The sequence below is a fragment of the Hydrogenophaga sp. UC242_50 genome, from assembly GCF_042697355.1.
Lineage (GTDB): Bacteria > Pseudomonadota > Gammaproteobacteria > Burkholderiales > Burkholderiaceae_C > Hydrogenophaga.
In genome coordinates this window covers 2,909,284-2,925,145 of record NZ_CP170553.1, presented here as the reverse complement: position 1 = coordinate 2,925,145, position 15,862 = coordinate 2,909,284, and the positions used below count along the sequence as shown (strand labels likewise).

Annotated in this window: 10 protein-coding genes and 3 pseudogenes; all 13 read right to left on the bottom strand. The window is 73.5% G+C overall.

Going from position 1 to position 15,862, the window contains the following annotated elements; translation table 11 throughout:
- Positions 1-1,047 carry a nicotinate-nucleotide--dimethylbenzimidazole phosphoribosyltransferase gene (cobT, locus tag ACFJGX_RS15035; RefSeq protein WP_382325438.1) on the bottom strand — a complete coding sequence of 349 codons (1,047 nt, stop codon included), beginning with the start codon at positions 1,045-1,047 and terminating at the stop codon, positions 1-3.
- Position 1,048: 1 nt separating this feature from the next.
- Positions 1,049-2,500, bottom strand: a complete 1,452-nt coding sequence (locus ACFJGX_RS15030; protein ID WP_382325440.1) for a cobyric acid synthase — start codon at positions 2,498-2,500, stop codon at positions 1,049-1,051.
- Positions 2,497-4,443, bottom strand: coding sequence for an adenosylcobinamide-phosphate synthase CbiB (gene cbiB, locus ACFJGX_RS15025; protein ID WP_382326476.1), 1,947 nt, complete (start codon positions 4,441-4,443; stop codon positions 2,497-2,499). The genes ACFJGX_RS15030 and cbiB overlap by 4 nt, the downstream gene beginning before the upstream one ends.
- An 8-nt stretch (positions 4,444-4,451) precedes the next feature.
- Positions 4,452-5,673, bottom strand: a pseudogene (locus tag ACFJGX_RS15020) (aminotransferase class I/II-fold pyridoxal phosphate-dependent enzyme).
- Positions 5,657-6,340, bottom strand: a complete 684-nt coding sequence (bioD, locus tag ACFJGX_RS15015; protein WP_382325446.1) for a dethiobiotin synthase — start codon at positions 6,338-6,340, stop codon at positions 5,657-5,659. Before bioD ends, ACFJGX_RS15020 begins: the two are co-directional and overlap by 17 nt.
- Positions 6,330-7,713: pseudogene (gene bioA / locus ACFJGX_RS15010) on the bottom strand (adenosylmethionine--8-amino-7-oxononanoate transaminase). Before bioA ends, bioD begins: the two are co-directional and overlap by 11 nt.
- Positions 7,714-7,724: 11 nt before the next feature.
- Positions 7,725-8,777 (bottom strand): biotin synthase BioB, encoded by a 1,053-nt coding sequence (bioB, locus tag ACFJGX_RS15005; protein ID WP_382325448.1) that lies wholly within the window; start codon positions 8,775-8,777, stop codon positions 7,725-7,727.
- A 70-nt stretch (positions 8,778-8,847) separates the two neighbouring features.
- On the bottom strand, positions 8,848-9,651 hold the full coding sequence (locus ACFJGX_RS15000) for a CbtA family protein (protein ID WP_382325450.1): 804 nt from the start codon (positions 9,649-9,651) through the stop codon (positions 8,848-8,850).
- A 13-nt stretch (positions 9,652-9,664) separates the two neighbouring features.
- Complete coding sequence (locus tag ACFJGX_RS14995) at positions 9,665-9,850, bottom strand: CbtB domain-containing protein (protein ID WP_382157056.1); 186 nt, start codon at positions 9,848-9,850, stop codon at positions 9,665-9,667.
- An 88-nt stretch (positions 9,851-9,938) separates the two neighbouring features.
- The gene (locus ACFJGX_RS14990; protein ID WP_382325452.1) at positions 9,939-10,331 is read right to left on the bottom strand and encodes a DUF1636 domain-containing protein; all 393 of its coding nucleotides are present in this window, start codon (positions 10,329-10,331) and stop codon (positions 9,939-9,941) included.
- A 16-nt stretch (positions 10,332-10,347) separates the two neighbouring features.
- Positions 10,348-10,860 (bottom strand): VWA domain-containing protein, encoded by a 513-nt coding sequence (locus tag ACFJGX_RS14985; RefSeq protein WP_382326474.1) that lies wholly within the window; start codon positions 10,858-10,860, stop codon positions 10,348-10,350.
- A 166-nt stretch (positions 10,861-11,026) separates the two neighbouring features.
- Positions 11,027-12,073, bottom strand: a complete 1,047-nt coding sequence (locus tag ACFJGX_RS14980) for an ATP-binding protein (RefSeq protein ID WP_382325637.1) — start codon at positions 12,071-12,073, stop codon at positions 11,027-11,029.
- A gap of 5 nt (positions 12,074-12,078) precedes the next feature.
- Positions 12,079-15,861, bottom strand: a pseudogene (gene cobN / locus ACFJGX_RS14975) (cobaltochelatase subunit CobN).
- Between the last annotated feature and the right edge of the window lies 1 nt (position 15,862).

The following is a 15,862-nucleotide window of genomic DNA, read 5'->3' as shown; positions in this document are numbered from 1 at the left end:
TCAATGGCGCGCGGGCGTGGTTTCGTCCTGGCGCGAGACGCCGGCCGATTCGAAGCTGGCCATCTCGCGCAGCAGCGCGCAGGCGCTCACGAGCAGCGGCCAGGCCAGCGCGGCGCCCGAGCCTTCGCCCAGGCGCAGGCCCAGGTCGAGCAGCGGCACGGCCTTGAGGTGCGCGAGCATCAGCGCGTGGCCGCGCTCGCCCGAGCAGTGCGCGAACACGCAGCGCTGCAGCACGTTCGGCTGCAGGTGCGCGGCCACCAGCACGGCGGCGGTGGCGATGAAACCGTCGACCAGGATCACGCGCCGTTCTTCGGCCGCCTGCAGCACCGCGCCGGTGAGCGTGGCGATCTCGAAACCGCCGAAGGCGGCCAGCGCGTCCAGCGGCGCGGTGGCCTCGGCATGGCGCGCCAGCACCTCGCGCAGGATGCCGATCTTGCGCTGCACCGCCGCCGCGTCCAGGCCGGTGCCCGCGCCGGTGACGTCGGCCACGTCCAGCCTGGCCAGGCGCGCGAGCAGCATCGACGCCGCCGAGGTGTTGCCGATGCCCATCTCGCCGAGCAGCAGCGCGTTGCCCGGCAGGCCGCGCAGCACCTCGCGCCCGTTCTCGATGGCTTGCGCGCATTGGGCCGCGCTCATGGCCGGGCCTTCGAGCGCGTCGGCCGTGCCGGGCGCGACCTTGCGGATGAACAGACCCTCGCGCGCCGCGAAGTCGTGCCGCACGCCGCAGTCCACCACGTTCAGGCCGATGCCGTGCTGGCGCGCGAGCACGCTCACCGCCGCGCCACCGGCCAGGAAGTTCTCCACCATCTGCCAGGTCACGTCGCTCGGAAAAGCCGAGACGCCGCGCGCGGCCAGGCCGTGGTCGGCCGCGCACACCAGCATCTGCGGCGCGCGCAGCTCGGGCCGCTCGGTGCCGAGGATCAGGCCGATGCGCTGCGCCAGGGCTTCGAGGCGGCCCAGCGAGCCCATGGGCTTGGTCTTGTTGTCCAGCGCGCGCTGCAGCGCTAGGGCGAGGTCGGGTTGGGTGATGTCGGTGAGGGGGTTCATGTCAGTTCCCGATGAGTTGGTCGAGCACGCGAGGCTCGATGTGGGTGGCAAGGAAATCGGCTAGGCCGTCGAACACGGTCTCCAGCGTGGGCGCGGTGGCGCCAAACAGCGCGTGCAGCACGCGCGGGTCTTCGAACAGGCCGTGCAGGTAGACGCCGAGCACGTTGCCCTGCGCGTTCTGCCAGCCCAGGCCAGCGGGCAGCGCTTCGCGCGCCAGGTCGCCGGCGGCGGCCATGGCCGCGTGCGGCAGCGTCTGGCCGTGGTGGATCTCGTAACCCGCCGCGTCCACGCCCGAGAGCGCGGCCCACGCGCCGGTGAGGCGGCCGAAGCGGGTCCGGGTGTGGCGCACGGTCTTCTGCGGCTCGAACTGCGTCACCAGCGGCAGCAGGCCCAGGCCGGGTGCGTTGCCGTCGATGCCGTGCGTGTCGATCAGCGCCTCGCCCAGCATCTGCAAACCGCCGCACACGCCCAGCACCGCCCCGCCCTGCGCGGCATGCGCGGCAATGGCGCGGTCCAGCCCCTGCGACCGCAGCCACGCGAGATCGGATGCGGTGGCCTTGCTGCCCGGCAGCACGATCCAGTCGGCCCCGGCGCAATCGGCCGGCGCGCGCGCCCACACCAGCCGCACGCCGGGCACGTTCTTGAGCGGCTGGAATTCGTCGAGGTTGCTGATGCGCGGGTAGGCGATCACCGCCACGGTCCGGCTCACGGCGCCCGAGGCGCGCGTGCGGTCGTCGAACACACCGTCTTCCTCCGGCAGGCCGTGCTGCCACCACATGGGCAGCACCGCCACCGTGGGCACGCCGGTGAGCTCCTGCAGCTGTTGCGGCGCGGGAGCGAGCAGGCTGGCGTCGCCGCGGAACTTGTTGAGCACGAAGCCGTGGATGAGCGCGCGCTCCTCGGGCGGCAGCAAGGCCCAGGTGCCGTAGAGGTGGGCGAAGGCGCCGCCCCGGTCGATGTCGGTCACGAGCAGGCAGCGCGCCTGCGCGTGCAGGGCCACGCGCATGTTCACGATGTCGCTGGCGTGCAGGTTGATCTCGGCCGGCGAGCCCGCGCCTTCGATCACCACCACGTCGTTCTCCTCGCGCAGCTCATCGAGCGCGGCGGCGATCTGCGGCCACACGTGCAGGCTGCGCCCGCGCCAGGGCATGCCGGACAGGGCTTCGTTCACCTGCCCCATCAGCACCACCTGGCTGCGCGTGTCGGCTTCGGGCTTGAGCAGCAGCGGGTTCATGCGCACCTCGGGCTCGGCGCGCGCGGCGAGCGACTGGAAGTACTGCGCTGAACCGATCTCCCCGCCTTCAACCACCCGGGCGTTGTTGCTCATGTTCTGCGCCTTGAACGGAGCGACCTTGAGCCCCATACGCGCGTAGTGCCGGCACAGCGCCGTGGTGAGCCAGCTCTTACCCGCGCCGCTGGTCGTGCCCAGCACCATCACGCAACGCGCCGTCATGCCACGCGCTCCTCTTGCGCCGCCAGGGCCGCGCGCAAGGCCGCCTGCGCCTCGGGTGGCTGGGCACTCAGGCGCCATTGGCCGGGCAGGCCGAACGAGCTGGCGTCGCGCAGCTTGATGCCTTGCGAGCGCAGGGCCGGTGCGTCCAGTGCCTGCGGTGGCGTGGCACAGAAATAAGGTGCGTCGCTGGCTTGCACGGCCCACCCCAGGCCGGCCAGCAAGGCCCGCAGGTCGCCCGTCCAACGGGCCAGCGTGGGCCGGGTCTGCGCCACCCAGGCCTGCGCGTCGGGCGATGTCCAGGCCTCGAGCAGGGCCACGGCGTGCGCGCCGAGCGGCCACGAAGGCGCGAGCCGATCGAGCGCGCGCGCCCTGCTTTCCCCGCCCACCGGGGCGATGGCGTAGCTGCCGCGCACGCCCGTGAGGCCCAGCGCCTTGTTGGGGGTCCAGAGCTGCCAGACCCGGTCCAGGACCTCCGGGTCGAGGCTGCCCTGCCCGCTCAGGCGCAGGGGTTCGTAGGCGCGGTCCAGCACGACCGTGGCAGCGCCCGACGCGGCCACGGCGCGCGCCCGGGGCTCGGCCTGGCCCAGCGGGCTGGCCGGCTCGCACAGCCAGGCCAGATCGGCCTGGGCCGGGTCCGGCGTGCGCTCCAGCCGCCAGGCACTGGCCGCGCGGGCGTAATCGCCGTAGGCCAGCGCGGGCAGCCAGACGCGCCGGCCGCCTTCGCGCGCCGCCCAGGCGGTGATGCGGCCGATGAATTCGCTGGCGCTGCCGGCGATCACGATGCGCTCGACCGCCACCGCGTGGAAGGCCGCGAGCGATGCGCGCAAGGCGGTGTAGGCCGGGTCGGGGTAGTGCCGCGCATCGGCCCGCAGCACCTTGGCCTGCGCGGGAGGACAGGGCCCGCAGGCGTTGGCGTTGGTGGAGAAGTCCCAGGTCGGCACGCCCAGCGCGTCGGGGCCTCCGTGGAAAGTCGACTGTGCGTGCGTCATGCGGTGTTCCCCCAGGCGAACGCGGCCCACAACACGGCCCCGCCCGCCAAGGCTTGTACCACCCCGCCCGCCAGTTGCAGGGCCCGCGCGGGTATCGGTGGCCTCAGGGCTGCGACCCTCGGCGTTCAACGCATAGACACCCGGTTTGCCCAGGCGCACATTCAGCGCGAGCGCCATCGCGGCCATGGGCCAGCCGCTGTTGGGCGACGGTGTGCGTCGCGCCTGCGCCGGCAGCGCGCGCCAGCCCCGGAAAGCGCCCAGAAAGCCCAGCAGGACCCCGGTGAGGCGCGCGGGCAACCACGAGAGCACGTCGTCGGCGCGCGCCGCCCATTTGCCGGCCCAGGTCCAGTCGCGGCCCTGGCGCTCACCCCGGTAGCCCCACATGGCGTCGGCGGTGTTGGCGAAGCGGTAGAGCGCCGCGCCCGGCAGGCCGGCGATGGCGAACCAGAACAGCGGCGCCACCACCGAGTCGTTGAGGTTTTCAGCCAGCGATTCGATGGCGCTCTCGCGCACCTGCGCCTCGTCCAGCGCGGCCACGTCGCGGCTCACCAGCCAGCCCAGGCGCTCGCGCCCGGCCACCAGGGACTCGCCCAGCGCCGCCTCGACCGCGACCACTTCCTGACGCAGCATGCGCCACGCCAGCAGGGGCTTGAGCAGCAGACCCGTGACGAGGACTTGCAACCACACCGGCCCACCGCTCACCAACCGCATCAGCGCGAAGGCGATGGCGACCACCAGCAGCGCTCCGGCCATCCAGGCCAAGGCCCCGAGCACGAATGGCCGCACCGTGCCGGCGGGCGCGCCCCAGGCCGGCGCGATGCGCGGGCCCAGCGCCCCGAGGTAGCGCCCCATCCCCACCACCGGGTGCCAGCGCGCGGGCGGCTCGCCCCAGCAACGGTCCACCAGCAGGGCCACCAGAATGGACGCCGGGGCCAGACAAGGAGGGAGGTCCATCGGGAAGCTCATGCCGGCAGCGCCACCGTGGTGGCGGCGGCGATCCGCAGGGCGCGCAGCAGCGCGTCAATGTCCGCCGGCTGGTGCGCGGCCGAGAGCGCGATGCGCAACCTCGCGGTGCCCGCCGGCACGGTGGGCGGGCGGATCGCGGGCACCCACAGCCCTTGTTCGCGCAGCACGGCCATCACGGCCAGCGCGGCGGCGTTGTCGCCGATCACCAGCGGCTGGATCGCGGTGGCCGAGGGCATCAGGGTCCAGCCGGCCGCGTCGAGCGCGGCATCGGACCCCGGTGCCAGGCCTTCGCGCAGTTGCGCGATGCGCGCCTGCAGATGCCGCCGGCGGCGGTCGCCATCGGGGCCGAGCACGCAGCGCAGGCCGGCGCGCACCGCCTCGGCCAGCAGCGCGGGCGCGGCCGTGGCGTAGGTGTAGCTGCGGGTTTTCTGCAGCAGCCACTCCACCAGGCGATCGGGGCCGGCCACGAAGGCGCCGGCCACGCCCAGGGCCTTGCCCAGCGTCGGCGGTGTAGAGCACGCGCGGCGAGGCCTGCGGGCCGGTCAGGCCGGCGGCGGCCAGGGCGCCGCGCCCCTGCGGCCCGAGCACGCCGAAGCCGTGCGCGTCGTCCAGCAGCAGCAAGGCGTCGTGCCGTTCGCACAGCGCGTGCAGCGCCGCGATGTCGGCGACGTCGCCGTCCATGCTGAACACCGCGTCGCTGATCACCAGCTTGCGCCGCGCCGGGCTGGCCGCCAGCAGCGCGTCGAGCCGCGCCAGGTCGGCATGGGGGTAGCGGTGCACCGTGGCGCGCGAGAGGCGCGCGCCGTCGATCAGGCAGGCGTGGTTCAGCGCGTCGGAGAACAGCGCATCGCCCTCGCCCACCAGGGCCGGCACGATGCTGGCGTTGGTGGCGTAGCCCGCGTAGAAATAGAGCGCGCGCGGCAGGCCCACGGCCTGGGCGAGCTCGCGCTCCAGCGCCGCGTTGGCCGCGCTGTGGCCGCTGACCATGGGCGAGGCGCCGGACCCCACGCCGTAGCGGTCCACGGCGGCGTGCACCGCTTCGCGCAACAGCGGGTCCTGCGCCAGGCCGAGGTAGTCGTTGCTGCAGAAGGCCAGCAGCGACTCCCCGTCGACACACAACCGCGCGCCCTGCGCCGGCACCACCTCGCGGCGGCGGCGGCGCAGCGACTGCGCGTCCAGCGCGGCCAGGCGCTCATCGAATTCATCCAACCAGGTCATGGGGCAGCTCCAGCGCAATGTCATGGGCCTTCGGGGCGGCGGCCTGCCAGGGCACGCGGCCCAGCAGCGGTGCCGGCAGCCAGCGGCGCAGCGTGTCGATGTTCTCTTCGCGGCAAGGCATGTCGGGGTCGATGGCGTTGCGCACCCAGCCTGCCAGCGTGAGGCCGTCGGCGCGGATCGCCTCGGCCGTGAGCAGCGCGTGGTTCAGGCAGCCCAGGCGCAGGCCCACCACGAGCACCACCGGCGCGCCGATCGCGCGCGCGAGGTCGGCCAGGGTTTCGTCGTCGTTGACCGGCACGCGCCAGCCGCCCGCGCCTTCGACCACCACCACGTCGGCCTGCGCACGCAGCGCGCGGTGCGCGGCCAGCAGTTCGGCCACGGTCACGGTGCGGCCCGCGCGCTCGGCCGCGAGGTGGGGCGCGATGGCATCGGGCAGGGCCACCGGGTTGTCGAGTTCGGCTGGCACCACCACCGTGGACGCCGCGCGCAAGGCCAGCACGTCTTCACTGACCCATTGCCCCTGGTGCTCGATCAGGCCCGCCGCCACCGGCTTCATGCCGACCACGCGGCGGTGGTGCCGCGCGAGCGTGTGCAGCAGGGCCGCGCTGACCAGGGTCTTGCCCACGCCGGTGTCGGTGCCGGTGACGAAGCAGCCGTCAAACGCCATCGCGCACCTCCGCGATGCCAGCGAGGCTTGCGCCGGTTGCCTCTTCCGCCAGCGTGGCTTCCAACGCGGCCAGCGCGCCCCGCGCCAGCCAGTCGCCTTCGGCTTCGTCGATCACGTAGGGCGGCATGGCGTACAGCGTGGAGCCGATGGGCCGCAGCACCAGCCCCCGGTCCAGCGCGTGGCGGGCGTAGCGGCGGCCGAAGTCGGGCAGGCTGCTGCGCCACGTCCCACGCGAAGACCATGCCCTGGCGGCGCGCGTGGCGCACGCGCGGGTGCGCCGAGAGGGGCGCGAACTGCGCGGCCAGCCGCTCGGCGGTGGTCACGTTGCGCCGCAGCGCGTCGGTCTGTTCGAACAGGTCGAGCGTGGCCAGCGCGGCGCGGCAGGCCAGCGGGTTGCCGGTGTAGCTGTGCGAGTGCAGGAAACCGCGCGCGACCTGGTCGTCGTAGAAGGCGGCGTAGACCTCGTCGGTGGTGAGCACCACCGACAGCGGCAGCGTGCCCCCGGTCAGTCCTTTGGAGAGGCACAGGAAGTCGGCCCGGATGCCGGCCTGCTGGTGCGCGAACAGCGTGCCGGTGCGGCCGAAGCCGACGGCGATCTCGTCCAGCACCAGGTGCACCTCGTAGCGGTCGCACAGCTCGCGCGCGCGCCGCAGGTAGTGGGGATCGTGCATCGCCATGCCGGCGGCGCACTGGATCAGCGGCTCGACGATCAGCGCCGCCGTGTCCTCATGGTGTTCGGCCAGCCAGTCGGCCAGCGCCTTGGCGGCGCGCTCGGCCACCTCGGCGGCGGACTCGCCGGGTGCCGCCGCGCGGGCATCGGGGCTGGGCACCGTGGCCGCCAGGCGCACCAGCGGCGCATAGGCCTCGCGAAAGAGCGCGATGTCGGTCACGGCCAGCGCGCCCACGGTCTCGCCGTGGTAACCGCCCGCCAGCCCGACGAAGCGGCTCTTGCCGGGCCGCCCCGCGTTGCGCCAGTGGTGCGCGCTCATCTTGAGCGCGATCTCGGTGGCGCTGGCGCCGTCGCTGCCGTAGAAGGCGTGGCCCAGCCCGGTGGCCGAGGACAGGCGCTCGGACAGCTCCACCACCGGCGCGTGGGTGAAGCCGGCCAGCATCACATGGTCCAGCCGATTCAACTGATCCACCAGCGCCGCGCGGATGGCCGGGTGGTTGTGCCCGAACAGGTTGACCCACCAGGAGCTGATCGCGTCCAGGTAGCGCCGGCCCTCGTGGTCGTGCAGCCAGACCCCTTCGGCCCGCGCCACCGGCACCAGCGGCAAGGCCGCGCCCTCGGGCGCGTGCAGCTTCATCTGGGTGCAGGGGTGCCACACCGCCGCGAGGCTGCGTTGGCGCCAGGTCTCGTTGAGCGAGGGCATGCGCGGTGGCTTCAGTCGGCCGACACGTGGCGCGGCCGCAGGCCCAGCTTGGCCAGCAGGCCCATGTCGGCCGCCACGTCGGGGTTGCCGGTGGTGAGCAGCTTCTCGCCGTAGAAGATGGAGTTGGCGCCGGCCAGGAAACACAGGGCCTGCACCGCCTCGCTCATCTGCTGGCGCCCGGCCGACAGGCGCACCCGCGCGCGCGGCATGGTGATGCGCGCCACCGCGATGGTGCGTACGAATTCCAGCGGGTCCAGGTCGGGCTGATCGGCCAGCGGCGTGCCCTGCACTTTCACGAGGTGGTTGATCGGCACCGACTCGGGGTAGTCGGGCGCGAGGTTGGCGAGCTGGGCCACCAGCGCGGCGCGCTGCAGGCGCGACTCGCCCATGCCCACGATGCCGCCGCAGCAGACCTTCACGCCCGCGCCGCGCACGCGCGCCAGCGTGTCCAGGCGGTCCTGGTAGTCGCGCGTGGTGATGATCTCGCCGTAGAAGTCGGGCGCGCTGTCGAGGTTGTGGTTGTAGTAGTCCAAGCCCGCGTCGCGCAGGATCTCGGCATGGCCGTCGGACAGCATGCCCAGCGTGGCACAGGCCTCCAGGCCCTCGGCCTTGACGGTGCGCACGAGTTCGGCCACGGCATCGACGTCGCGGTCTTTCGGCGCGCGCCAGGCCGCGCCCATGCAGAAGCGCGTGGCGCCGGCCTGCTTGGCGCGCTGCGCGGCCTCGCGCACGGCGTCCAAGCCCATGAGCTTGCCGGCGGTGAGGCCGGTGTCGAAATGCACCGACTGCGGGCAGTAACCGCAGTCTTCCGGACAGCCGCCGGTCTTCACCGACAGCAGCGTCGCGAGCTCGACCTCGGCGGGGTCGAAGTGTTCGCGGTGCACGGTCTGCGCGCGGTGCAGCAGATCGGAGAACGGCAGGTCGAACAGCGCCTGCACGTCTTCCACGCGCCAGGCGTCCGTGCCGGCGTCGGTGGCGGGCTGGGGCGCGGGTTTGGCGTGGAAATGCAGGGGCTGCGCGGCGCTGGCGGCCTGCGGCGGGGCGGTGTCGGTGATGGTCGTCATGTTCATAGTCCTTTCGACTTAGGGGAGCGGTATTCTGCCTGTCCTCGCGGGCAGGCAGACCACCGCCCTGTCAGGCCGCTTGCGGCAGCTTGCCGGCTTCGCCGAAGGTGGCGCGCAGGATCGGTTGCACCCAGCGCTGGAACGCCAGGCCGGTGGCCAGGCCCATGCAGAGCCAGAACGTCAGCGAGACCCAGGTGGTCGCCCAGACGAACTGGGTGCCGAGGTCGCGCAGCACGGCCTGGGCTTCGCCCTGGAAACCGGCCAGCGGGTCGGCGGTGATGTGCGGCGCACCGACCACGTAGGGCAAGGCCAGCAGCGCAGCCGCCAGCAGCCAGCGCAGAGGGCTCTTGAGGCCCGCCACGGAGGCACAGGCCAGTGCCGCGCTCACGGCGGCCAGGATCCACCAGCCCTGGCGCGAACCCAGGCGGGCGGCGTCCATGCCGGGGATCTCGGCGTGCAGGCCGATCGAGGGCCAGAAGTGGAACACCAGCCAGCCGGCGGCGGCGGTCACCAGGGCCAGCGGCAGCGCGCGCAGCGTGGTGCCGCGCCACAGGGCCACGCCCATCACGGCGAACACCAGCAGCGCCATGCTGAAGGCGTGCAGCACGTTGGCGGCGAAGGTCCAGGCGGTGCGCTCGAAGCCGTCGGCCGGGGCCCATTCCTCGGCTTCCTCGGCCATGGCATGGCCCTCATGACCGGCGTGGCCGGCCGGTGCGGCCTCGGTGGTGGTGGCCGGCGCTTCGATCTTCTGGTCTTCATAGACCTCGGCGGCCAGGATGATGGGCACGGCCTGGAGCTGCTGCACACCGGTCTGTACGATGCCCACGGCCAAAGCCACAGCCAGGCTGGCCCAGATCAGTCTTTGAAAAATCATGATGGCGGCTCCTTCAGTGGCAGGGTTTGACCGTCACGTGGCGCACGTCGTGCGCCGCGTTGTGCGCGACCGGGCTCTCGGCGAACGCCACGCCGTAGAGAACCACCAGCCCGAGGGCGGCGGCGGCGGCCAGTTGCAGCAGCAGGCTGCGCACGGCGGACGTGACGCCCGAGGGCGCCGTGGTGCTGGTTCCATTCATGTGGTGCTCCATTTCAAGAAGGGTTGAGGCGTGCGAACAAGGAAGCCGGGGCGCCGCGCCTTTCGGCGCTCCGGCAGGAAACGAGGGCTCATGCGTCGGACACCATGAGGTTGGGCGGCAGGCGCGCGAGGATGCCGCTGCGCAGGCGCGCGGGCCGCTCGTTGCGCAGCAGGTTGCCGTCGCTCGCGGCCGCGTGCATGCCGGCGCAGACGAGCACGTGCTCGGCCGTCTCGGCATCGGGCACCAGATCGCCGAACAGGTAGGTGTGTTTGCCCGGCGCCTGAAAGGCCACCGAGCAGGCGCGCGAGCAGCTGCTGAGGCAGGCCATGCCGCGCACGCGCACCAGGGGTTCGGCGTCGCGCCCTTGCGCGGCCAGCACGGCCTCGAACAGCAGCGCGCCGGCCGCGGGCTCGTCGCGCGAGGCGCCGGGTGGGCGGCAGGTGGTGCAGACGATCACTTCGGTGAGGGGTGTCAGGGACATGGTGTGGACAGCGTGGTCAGGCCGGCAGGCGGTGTTCGGCGTGCCAGCGCCCGGCCCAGGCCGCGCACCGGCCCAGGGGCCGCAGGGGGTCGTCGAAATCCACGACGACGATGTGGCCCGCCGAGCGCGGGGCCGTGGGTTGTTCGAGCGTGCGGCCGTCGGTGAGTAGCCACAGGCAATCACCGCCCGCCGCGCCGCGCTGCCGCTGGGCCTTGCGCAGCAGGCGATCGGCCTCCTGCAGGCAGGCCGACAGCGGCGTGCCGCCGCCCCCGCCCACCGGCCGCACGCGCGCGCTGCCGGCCGCACGGGCCGGGCCGGGTGGCAGCAGCAGCTGCACGCCCTGGCCGCCGAAACACAGCAGCGCCACGTGATCGCCCGCGCGCGCGGCCTGCTCGATCAGGCGCGCGGCAAAACCCTTGGCCCAGGCCAGCCGCCCGCCCCGGCGCATCGAGCCCGAGGTGTCGAGCGCGATCAGGTGCAGCGGGGGCACGCGCTGGCTCACGGTCTGGTGGCGCAGGTGCGCGGGCACCAGGCGCTGCGGGCCCTTGGCACCAGCGTGCGCAACCAGTGAATGCCGGCGCCCACCGTTTCGGCAGGACGCGCCGCGTGCCGGGCCAAGCTCGGTTTCGGGGAGAGGTTCGGGGTGGGCCACCGCCGACCGTCGGGCGCCGTGGGCGCGCGCGGGCCGGGGTGGCTCATGCTTTTTTTGGGGGCCAGGCCCCCGTGTGTTTCACCCGCGCCATGGCCTCGGGCTGCGGTGGCAACGCGCCCCAGTCGCCTTCGGGGGCGCTCCCGTTCGACGGAGCAGCACCCTGCCCACCCGCTGGCGGGCTGGATGCGCGAGGGGCCGGCGGGGCGGCGCTGTCGGGCGAGCGGCGGTGCGCCAGTGCGAGTTCGGCCACGGCGTCCACGTCGTCCACGCTGACCGCATCGCGCTGCTCCAGCGCGGCCAGGGCGCGCGCGGCGCGCAGCATGACGAGGTCGGCGCGAATGCCGTCGACACCGGCGGCCAGCGCGAGGTTCGCGGCGTGCTGCACCACGGCGTCGGTCCACGGCAACCCGTTCAGGGCGGCGCGCGCGCTGGCCAGGCGCGCCACGAGTGCCGCCTGTGCCTCGGCGTGCCGCGCCAGCAGCGCCTGCGGGTCGGCATCGAAGGCCAGGCGCGCGCGCACGATGGCCTGGCGCTGCGCGGCATCGTCCGGGTTGGTGAGCGACACCGAGAGGCCGAAGCGGTCCAGCAGTTGCGGGCGCAGCTCGCCCTCTTCCGGGTTCATGGTGCCCACCAGCACGAATTGCGCGGCGTGCTGGCGCGAGACGCCGTCGCGCTCGACGGTGTTCACGCCGCTGGCGGCCACGTCGAGCAGCGCGTCCACCAGCGCATCGGGCAGCAGGTTGACTTCATCGACGTACAGCACGCCGCCGTGCGCGCGCGCCACCAGGCCGGGCGCCAGGCGCACCTGGCCGTCGCGCAGCACGTCTTCGAGGTTGAGCGTGCCCACCAGCTGTTCCAGGCTGGCGGCCAGCGGCAGCGTGACGAAGGGCGCCTGCGGCAGCAGCGCGGCCAGCGCGCGCGCCGAGGTGGACTTGGCCGTGCCGCGCGGGCCGCTGATGAGCACCCCGCCCATGCCGGGGTCGATGGCGGCGAGCAGCAGCGCGCGCTGCAGGTCGCCATGCCCCACCAGGGCGGTGAAGGGAAAGGCCGCCGGGGACGCGGCCTGCAGTTCGGGAACGGCGGTGTTCATCATGCTCAGGGTCCTTGGTCTTCCAGCGTCTGTTCCAGCGCCAGCAGGTGCTGTTCGATGCGTTCGCGGTGCTCGCCCGGCTCGGCCCACAGGCCGCGCTGCATGGCTTCGAGCAGGCGCTCGCCGATGCCGCGCAGGGCCAGCGGGTTGTGTTGCTGCAGGAAGGCGCGCGTGGCGTCGTCGTGCAGGTAGGCCTCGGCCACCAGCGCGTACTGGTGGTCGCCGACCACGCCGGTGGTGGCGTCGAAGGCGAACAGGTAGTCCACGGTGGCGGCGATCTCGAACGCGCCCTTGTAGCCGTGGCGCTTCACGCCGTCGATCCACTTGGGGTTGACGGCGCGCGCGCGCACCACGCGGGCCACTTCCTCGCCGAGCGTGCGCACGCGCGGCGCGCCGGGCGTGCTGAAGTCGCCGTGGTACAGCGCGGCGGGGGCGCCGGCCAGGTGCTGCACGGCCGAGGCCATGCCGCCCTGGAACTGGTAGTAGTCGTCCGAGTCGAGGATGTCGTGCTCGCGGTTGTCCTGGTTGTGCAGTACCGCGTCCACGCGCGCCAGGCGCTGCTCGAAGGCGTCGCGCGCGGCCGTGCCGTGCCCGTCCTGCCCGTAGGCGAAGGCGCCGGCGCGCAGGTAGGCCTGCGCGAGGTCGGCGTTGTCGCTCCAGCGCCGGCTGTCGATCAGCTCCTGCAGCCCGGCGCCGTAGCCGCCGGGGCGCGGGCCGAACACGCGCCAGGTGGCCCGACGCTGCGCGTCCTCGTCCGCCGCGCCGGCCGCCACCGCTTCGGCGGCCTCGCGCCGCACCCGCGCGCGGATGGGGTTCACCTCGTCCGGCTCGTCGTCTTCCGGGATCGCGGCAACGGCGCGCACCGCCGTGTCGAACAGGTCGATCACGTTGGGAAAAGCGTCGCGGAAGAAGCCGGAGACGCGCAGCGTCACGTCGATGCGCGGCCGGTTCTTGATGGCCATGGGCAGCACCTCGATGTCCACCACCCGGTTGCTGCCGGGCGCCCACTTGGGCCGCACACCGAGCAGCGCGAAGGCCTGGCCGATGTCCTCGCCGCCGGTGCGCATGGTGCTGGTGCCCCACACCGACAGGCCGACCGCCGTGGGGAAGCTGCCGTGGTCCTGCAGGTGGCGCTCGATCACGCGGTCGGCCGCGAGCGCGCCCATGGCGTAGGCCGTGGGCGTGGGCACGGCGCGCGTGTCCACCGAATAGAAGTTGCGCCCGGTGGGCAGCACGTCGGGCCGGCCGCGCGAGGGCGCGCCGCTCGGGCCGGCGGGCACGAACCGGCCCGCGAGGCCGCGCATCAGCTGGCCGATCTCGTTCGGGCCGCAGGCGTCGAGCCGGGGCGCGAGCGTCTGCCTCAGGCGCTGGATCACCGGGGCGGTGTGGGGCCAGGCCTGCGCATCGAGTGGGGCTTCGTCCGCACCCAGGTGCTGGTCCACCAGCGCGGCGGCCAGCAGCTCCAGCCGCTCGCGCGTGTGGCCGGCGTGCCGCCAGGGCTCGTCGCTCAGGCTTTGCAGCGCCTCGGGGCGGGGGCCGGCCCATGCCTCGGCCCATTCAGGGCTGAGCGGGTCGAAGCCGTCCAGGCCCAGGTCGTTCGCCAGCGCCACCAGCAGGCTGCCCTGCCCTGCCGCCTGGCCGCCGGGGAAACGCGCGAGCGCCACCAGGGTGTCGGTGCGCTGGCGGCCCTGCGGCGACTGGCCGAGGATGTGCAGGCCGTCGCGGATCTGCGATTCCTTGATCTCGCACAGGTAGGCGTCGAGCTTCGCGAGCAGCTGTTCGCGCTGCGCCTCGTCGGCCGGCGGCTGGAAGCCCAGCTCGCGGTGCAGCTGGTGCTTCAGCACCTGCGCCAGGATGCCCTCGCGCAGCAGCCTGGCGCGGCGCGGGTCGAGCGAGAGCGCCTCGTAGAACTCGTCCATCTGGCGCTCGAGTTCCTGCAGCGGTCCGTAGGTCTCGGCGCGCGTGAGCGCGGGCATGAGGTGGTCGATGATGACCGCCTGCGTGCGGCGCTTGGCCTGGCTGCCCTCGCCCGGGTCGTTGACGATGAAGGGGTACAGGTGCGGCAGCGGCCCCAGCAGGGCATCGGGCCAGCAGGCCGCGCCCAGGGCCACGCTCTTGCCGGGCAGCCACTCGAGGTTGCCGTGTTTGCCCACGTGCACCACGGCGTCCACCGCGAAGGCGCGCCGCAGCCAGAAATAGAAGGCGAGGTAGCCGTGCGTGGGCACGAGGTCGGCGTCGTGGTAGCTGCGCACGAGATCGAGGTCGCGCCCGCGCGCGGGCTGGATGCCCACGAAGACCTGACCCAGGCGCAGGCCGGGCACCATGAAGCGGCCGCCGCGTTGCATCGGGTCCTGCTCGGGCGCGCCCCAGAGCGCGTTCACCGCGGCCTGGCTTTCGGGCGGCAAGGTCTGGAAGTCGCGCAGGTAGTCGGCCATCGCCAGGCTCTGGCCGGCCGGCCGGTGGTGGTTGGCGTCGGTGTCGTTGGTGACGCCCTGCACCAGCCGCGCCATGAGCGCGTCGCCGTCCTCGGGCAGTTCGCCGGTGGCGTACCCCGCGTCGCGCAGGGCGCGCAGGATGAGCGCGGTGGAAGCCGGCGTGTCCAGGCCCACGCCGTTGCGCCAGCCGCGCGTCGTCGTTGGGGTAGTTGGCGAGGATGAGCGCGAGGCGCTTGTCGGCATGGGGCTTGTCGCGCAGCGCGCACCAGCGGCGCGCGAGTTCGGCCACGAAGCGGATGCGCTCGGGCTCGGGCTGGTAGCGCACCACGTCCACCTCGGTGCGCTCGCAGCGCCAGGCCAGGCCCTTGAAGCTGATGGCGCGCGTGCCGATGCGGCCGTCCACCTCGGGCAGCACCACCTGCATGGCGAGGTCGCGTGGCGCCAGGCCGTGCGGGTCGGCCTGCCATTGTTCCTGCGAGCAACCGGCGGTGATGAGCTGCAGCACCGGGGCGTCGCCGGCCAGCGCCACCGCCTCGGTGCTCTCACCGTCGAGCGAGGCCACCGCGAAACTGGTGGCGTTGAGCACCACACCCACGCCGCGCTCGGCGGCCAGGGCCTGCAGCGTGGCCAGGCTGTCCGGGTTCTTCAGCGAGTCCACGGCCACCGCGAGGGCGTTGAGCCCTTCCTCGGCCAGGGCGGCGAGCACGGCGTCGAACACGGCCGTGTTGCCGGCCTGCAGGTGCGCGCGGTAGAACACCAGCAGCGCCACCGGCGCGCCCGCGCGCCAGGGTACGGCGGCCTGCGGGGTGTAGGGCATCACCGGCGGCAGGGGCCGGGGTGGTGGCGGCCGGGGACCCGGCCGAAGGCCGCGTGGCCGATGAGCGAGAAGAAGGCCAACGCGTTGTCGCGCCCGCCTTCGCGCAGGCAGCGCCAGAGCCGGTCGCAGTCCTCGGGCGCGGCGGTGCTGCGCATCAGCAGTTGCGGGTCCTGCGCGTTGTCGCCCGAGAACAGGGCCAGCCACTGGCCGTGTTTCGCCGCCAGCGAGACCGCCTGCTCCACCACGTAGGCCCAGTCGCTCGGTGCGCCCAGGTGGTCGATGACGACCACGCGCGCGTGGCGCAGCACGTCGTCCACGTACATGTCGGTGGACGCGGGCTGGCGCAGCCACATCAGGTTGCAGAGCCGCACGCTGGGGAAGTCGTCGCCCAGGCCGGCGGCCGCGTCGGCCAGCAGCGAGAGCGTGGTGTCGGCCGCGCTGAGCACCACGATGTCGCCGGGGGTCTGTTCCACGCGCACGATGCCCTGCCCGCCGTCTTCGACATGGCCGCCCGGGCGCGTGGACAACAGGTGCATG

What these genes read in the sequence shown, in the direction of transcription:
- cobT (WP_382325438.1), bottom strand. Translation starts at nt 1,047, where the DNA reads ATGAACCCCCTCACCGACATCACCCAACCCGACCTCGCCCTAGCGCTG.
- ACFJGX_RS15030 (WP_382325440.1), bottom strand. Translation starts at nt 2,500, where the DNA reads ATGACGGCGCGTTGCGTGATGGTGCTGGGCACGACCAGCGGCGCGGGT.
- cbiB (WP_382326476.1), bottom strand. Translation starts at nt 4,443, where the DNA reads ATGGACCTCCCTCCTTGTCTGGCCCCGGCGTCCATTCTGGTGGCCCTG.
- bioD (WP_382325446.1), bottom strand. Translation starts at nt 6,340, where the DNA reads ATGGCGTTTGACGGCTGCTTCGTCACCGGCACCGACACCGGCGTGGGC.
- bioB (WP_382325448.1), bottom strand. Translation starts at nt 8,777, where the DNA reads ATGACGACCATCACCGACACCGCCCCGCCGCAGGCCGCCAGCGCCGCG.
- ACFJGX_RS15000 (WP_382325450.1), bottom strand. Translation starts at nt 9,651, where the DNA reads ATGATTTTTCAAAGACTGATCTGGGCCAGCCTGGCTGTGGCTTTGGCC.
- ACFJGX_RS14995 (WP_382157056.1), bottom strand. Translation starts at nt 9,850, where the DNA reads ATGAATGGAACCAGCACCACGGCGCCCTCGGGCGTCACGTCCGCCGTG.
- ACFJGX_RS14990 (WP_382325452.1), bottom strand. Translation starts at nt 10,331, where the DNA reads ATGTCCCTGACACCCCTCACCGAAGTGATCGTCTGCACCACCTGCCGC.
- ACFJGX_RS14980 (WP_382325637.1), bottom strand. Translation starts at nt 12,073, where the DNA reads ATGAACACCGCCGTTCCCGAACTGCAGGCCGCGTCCCCGGCGGCCTTT.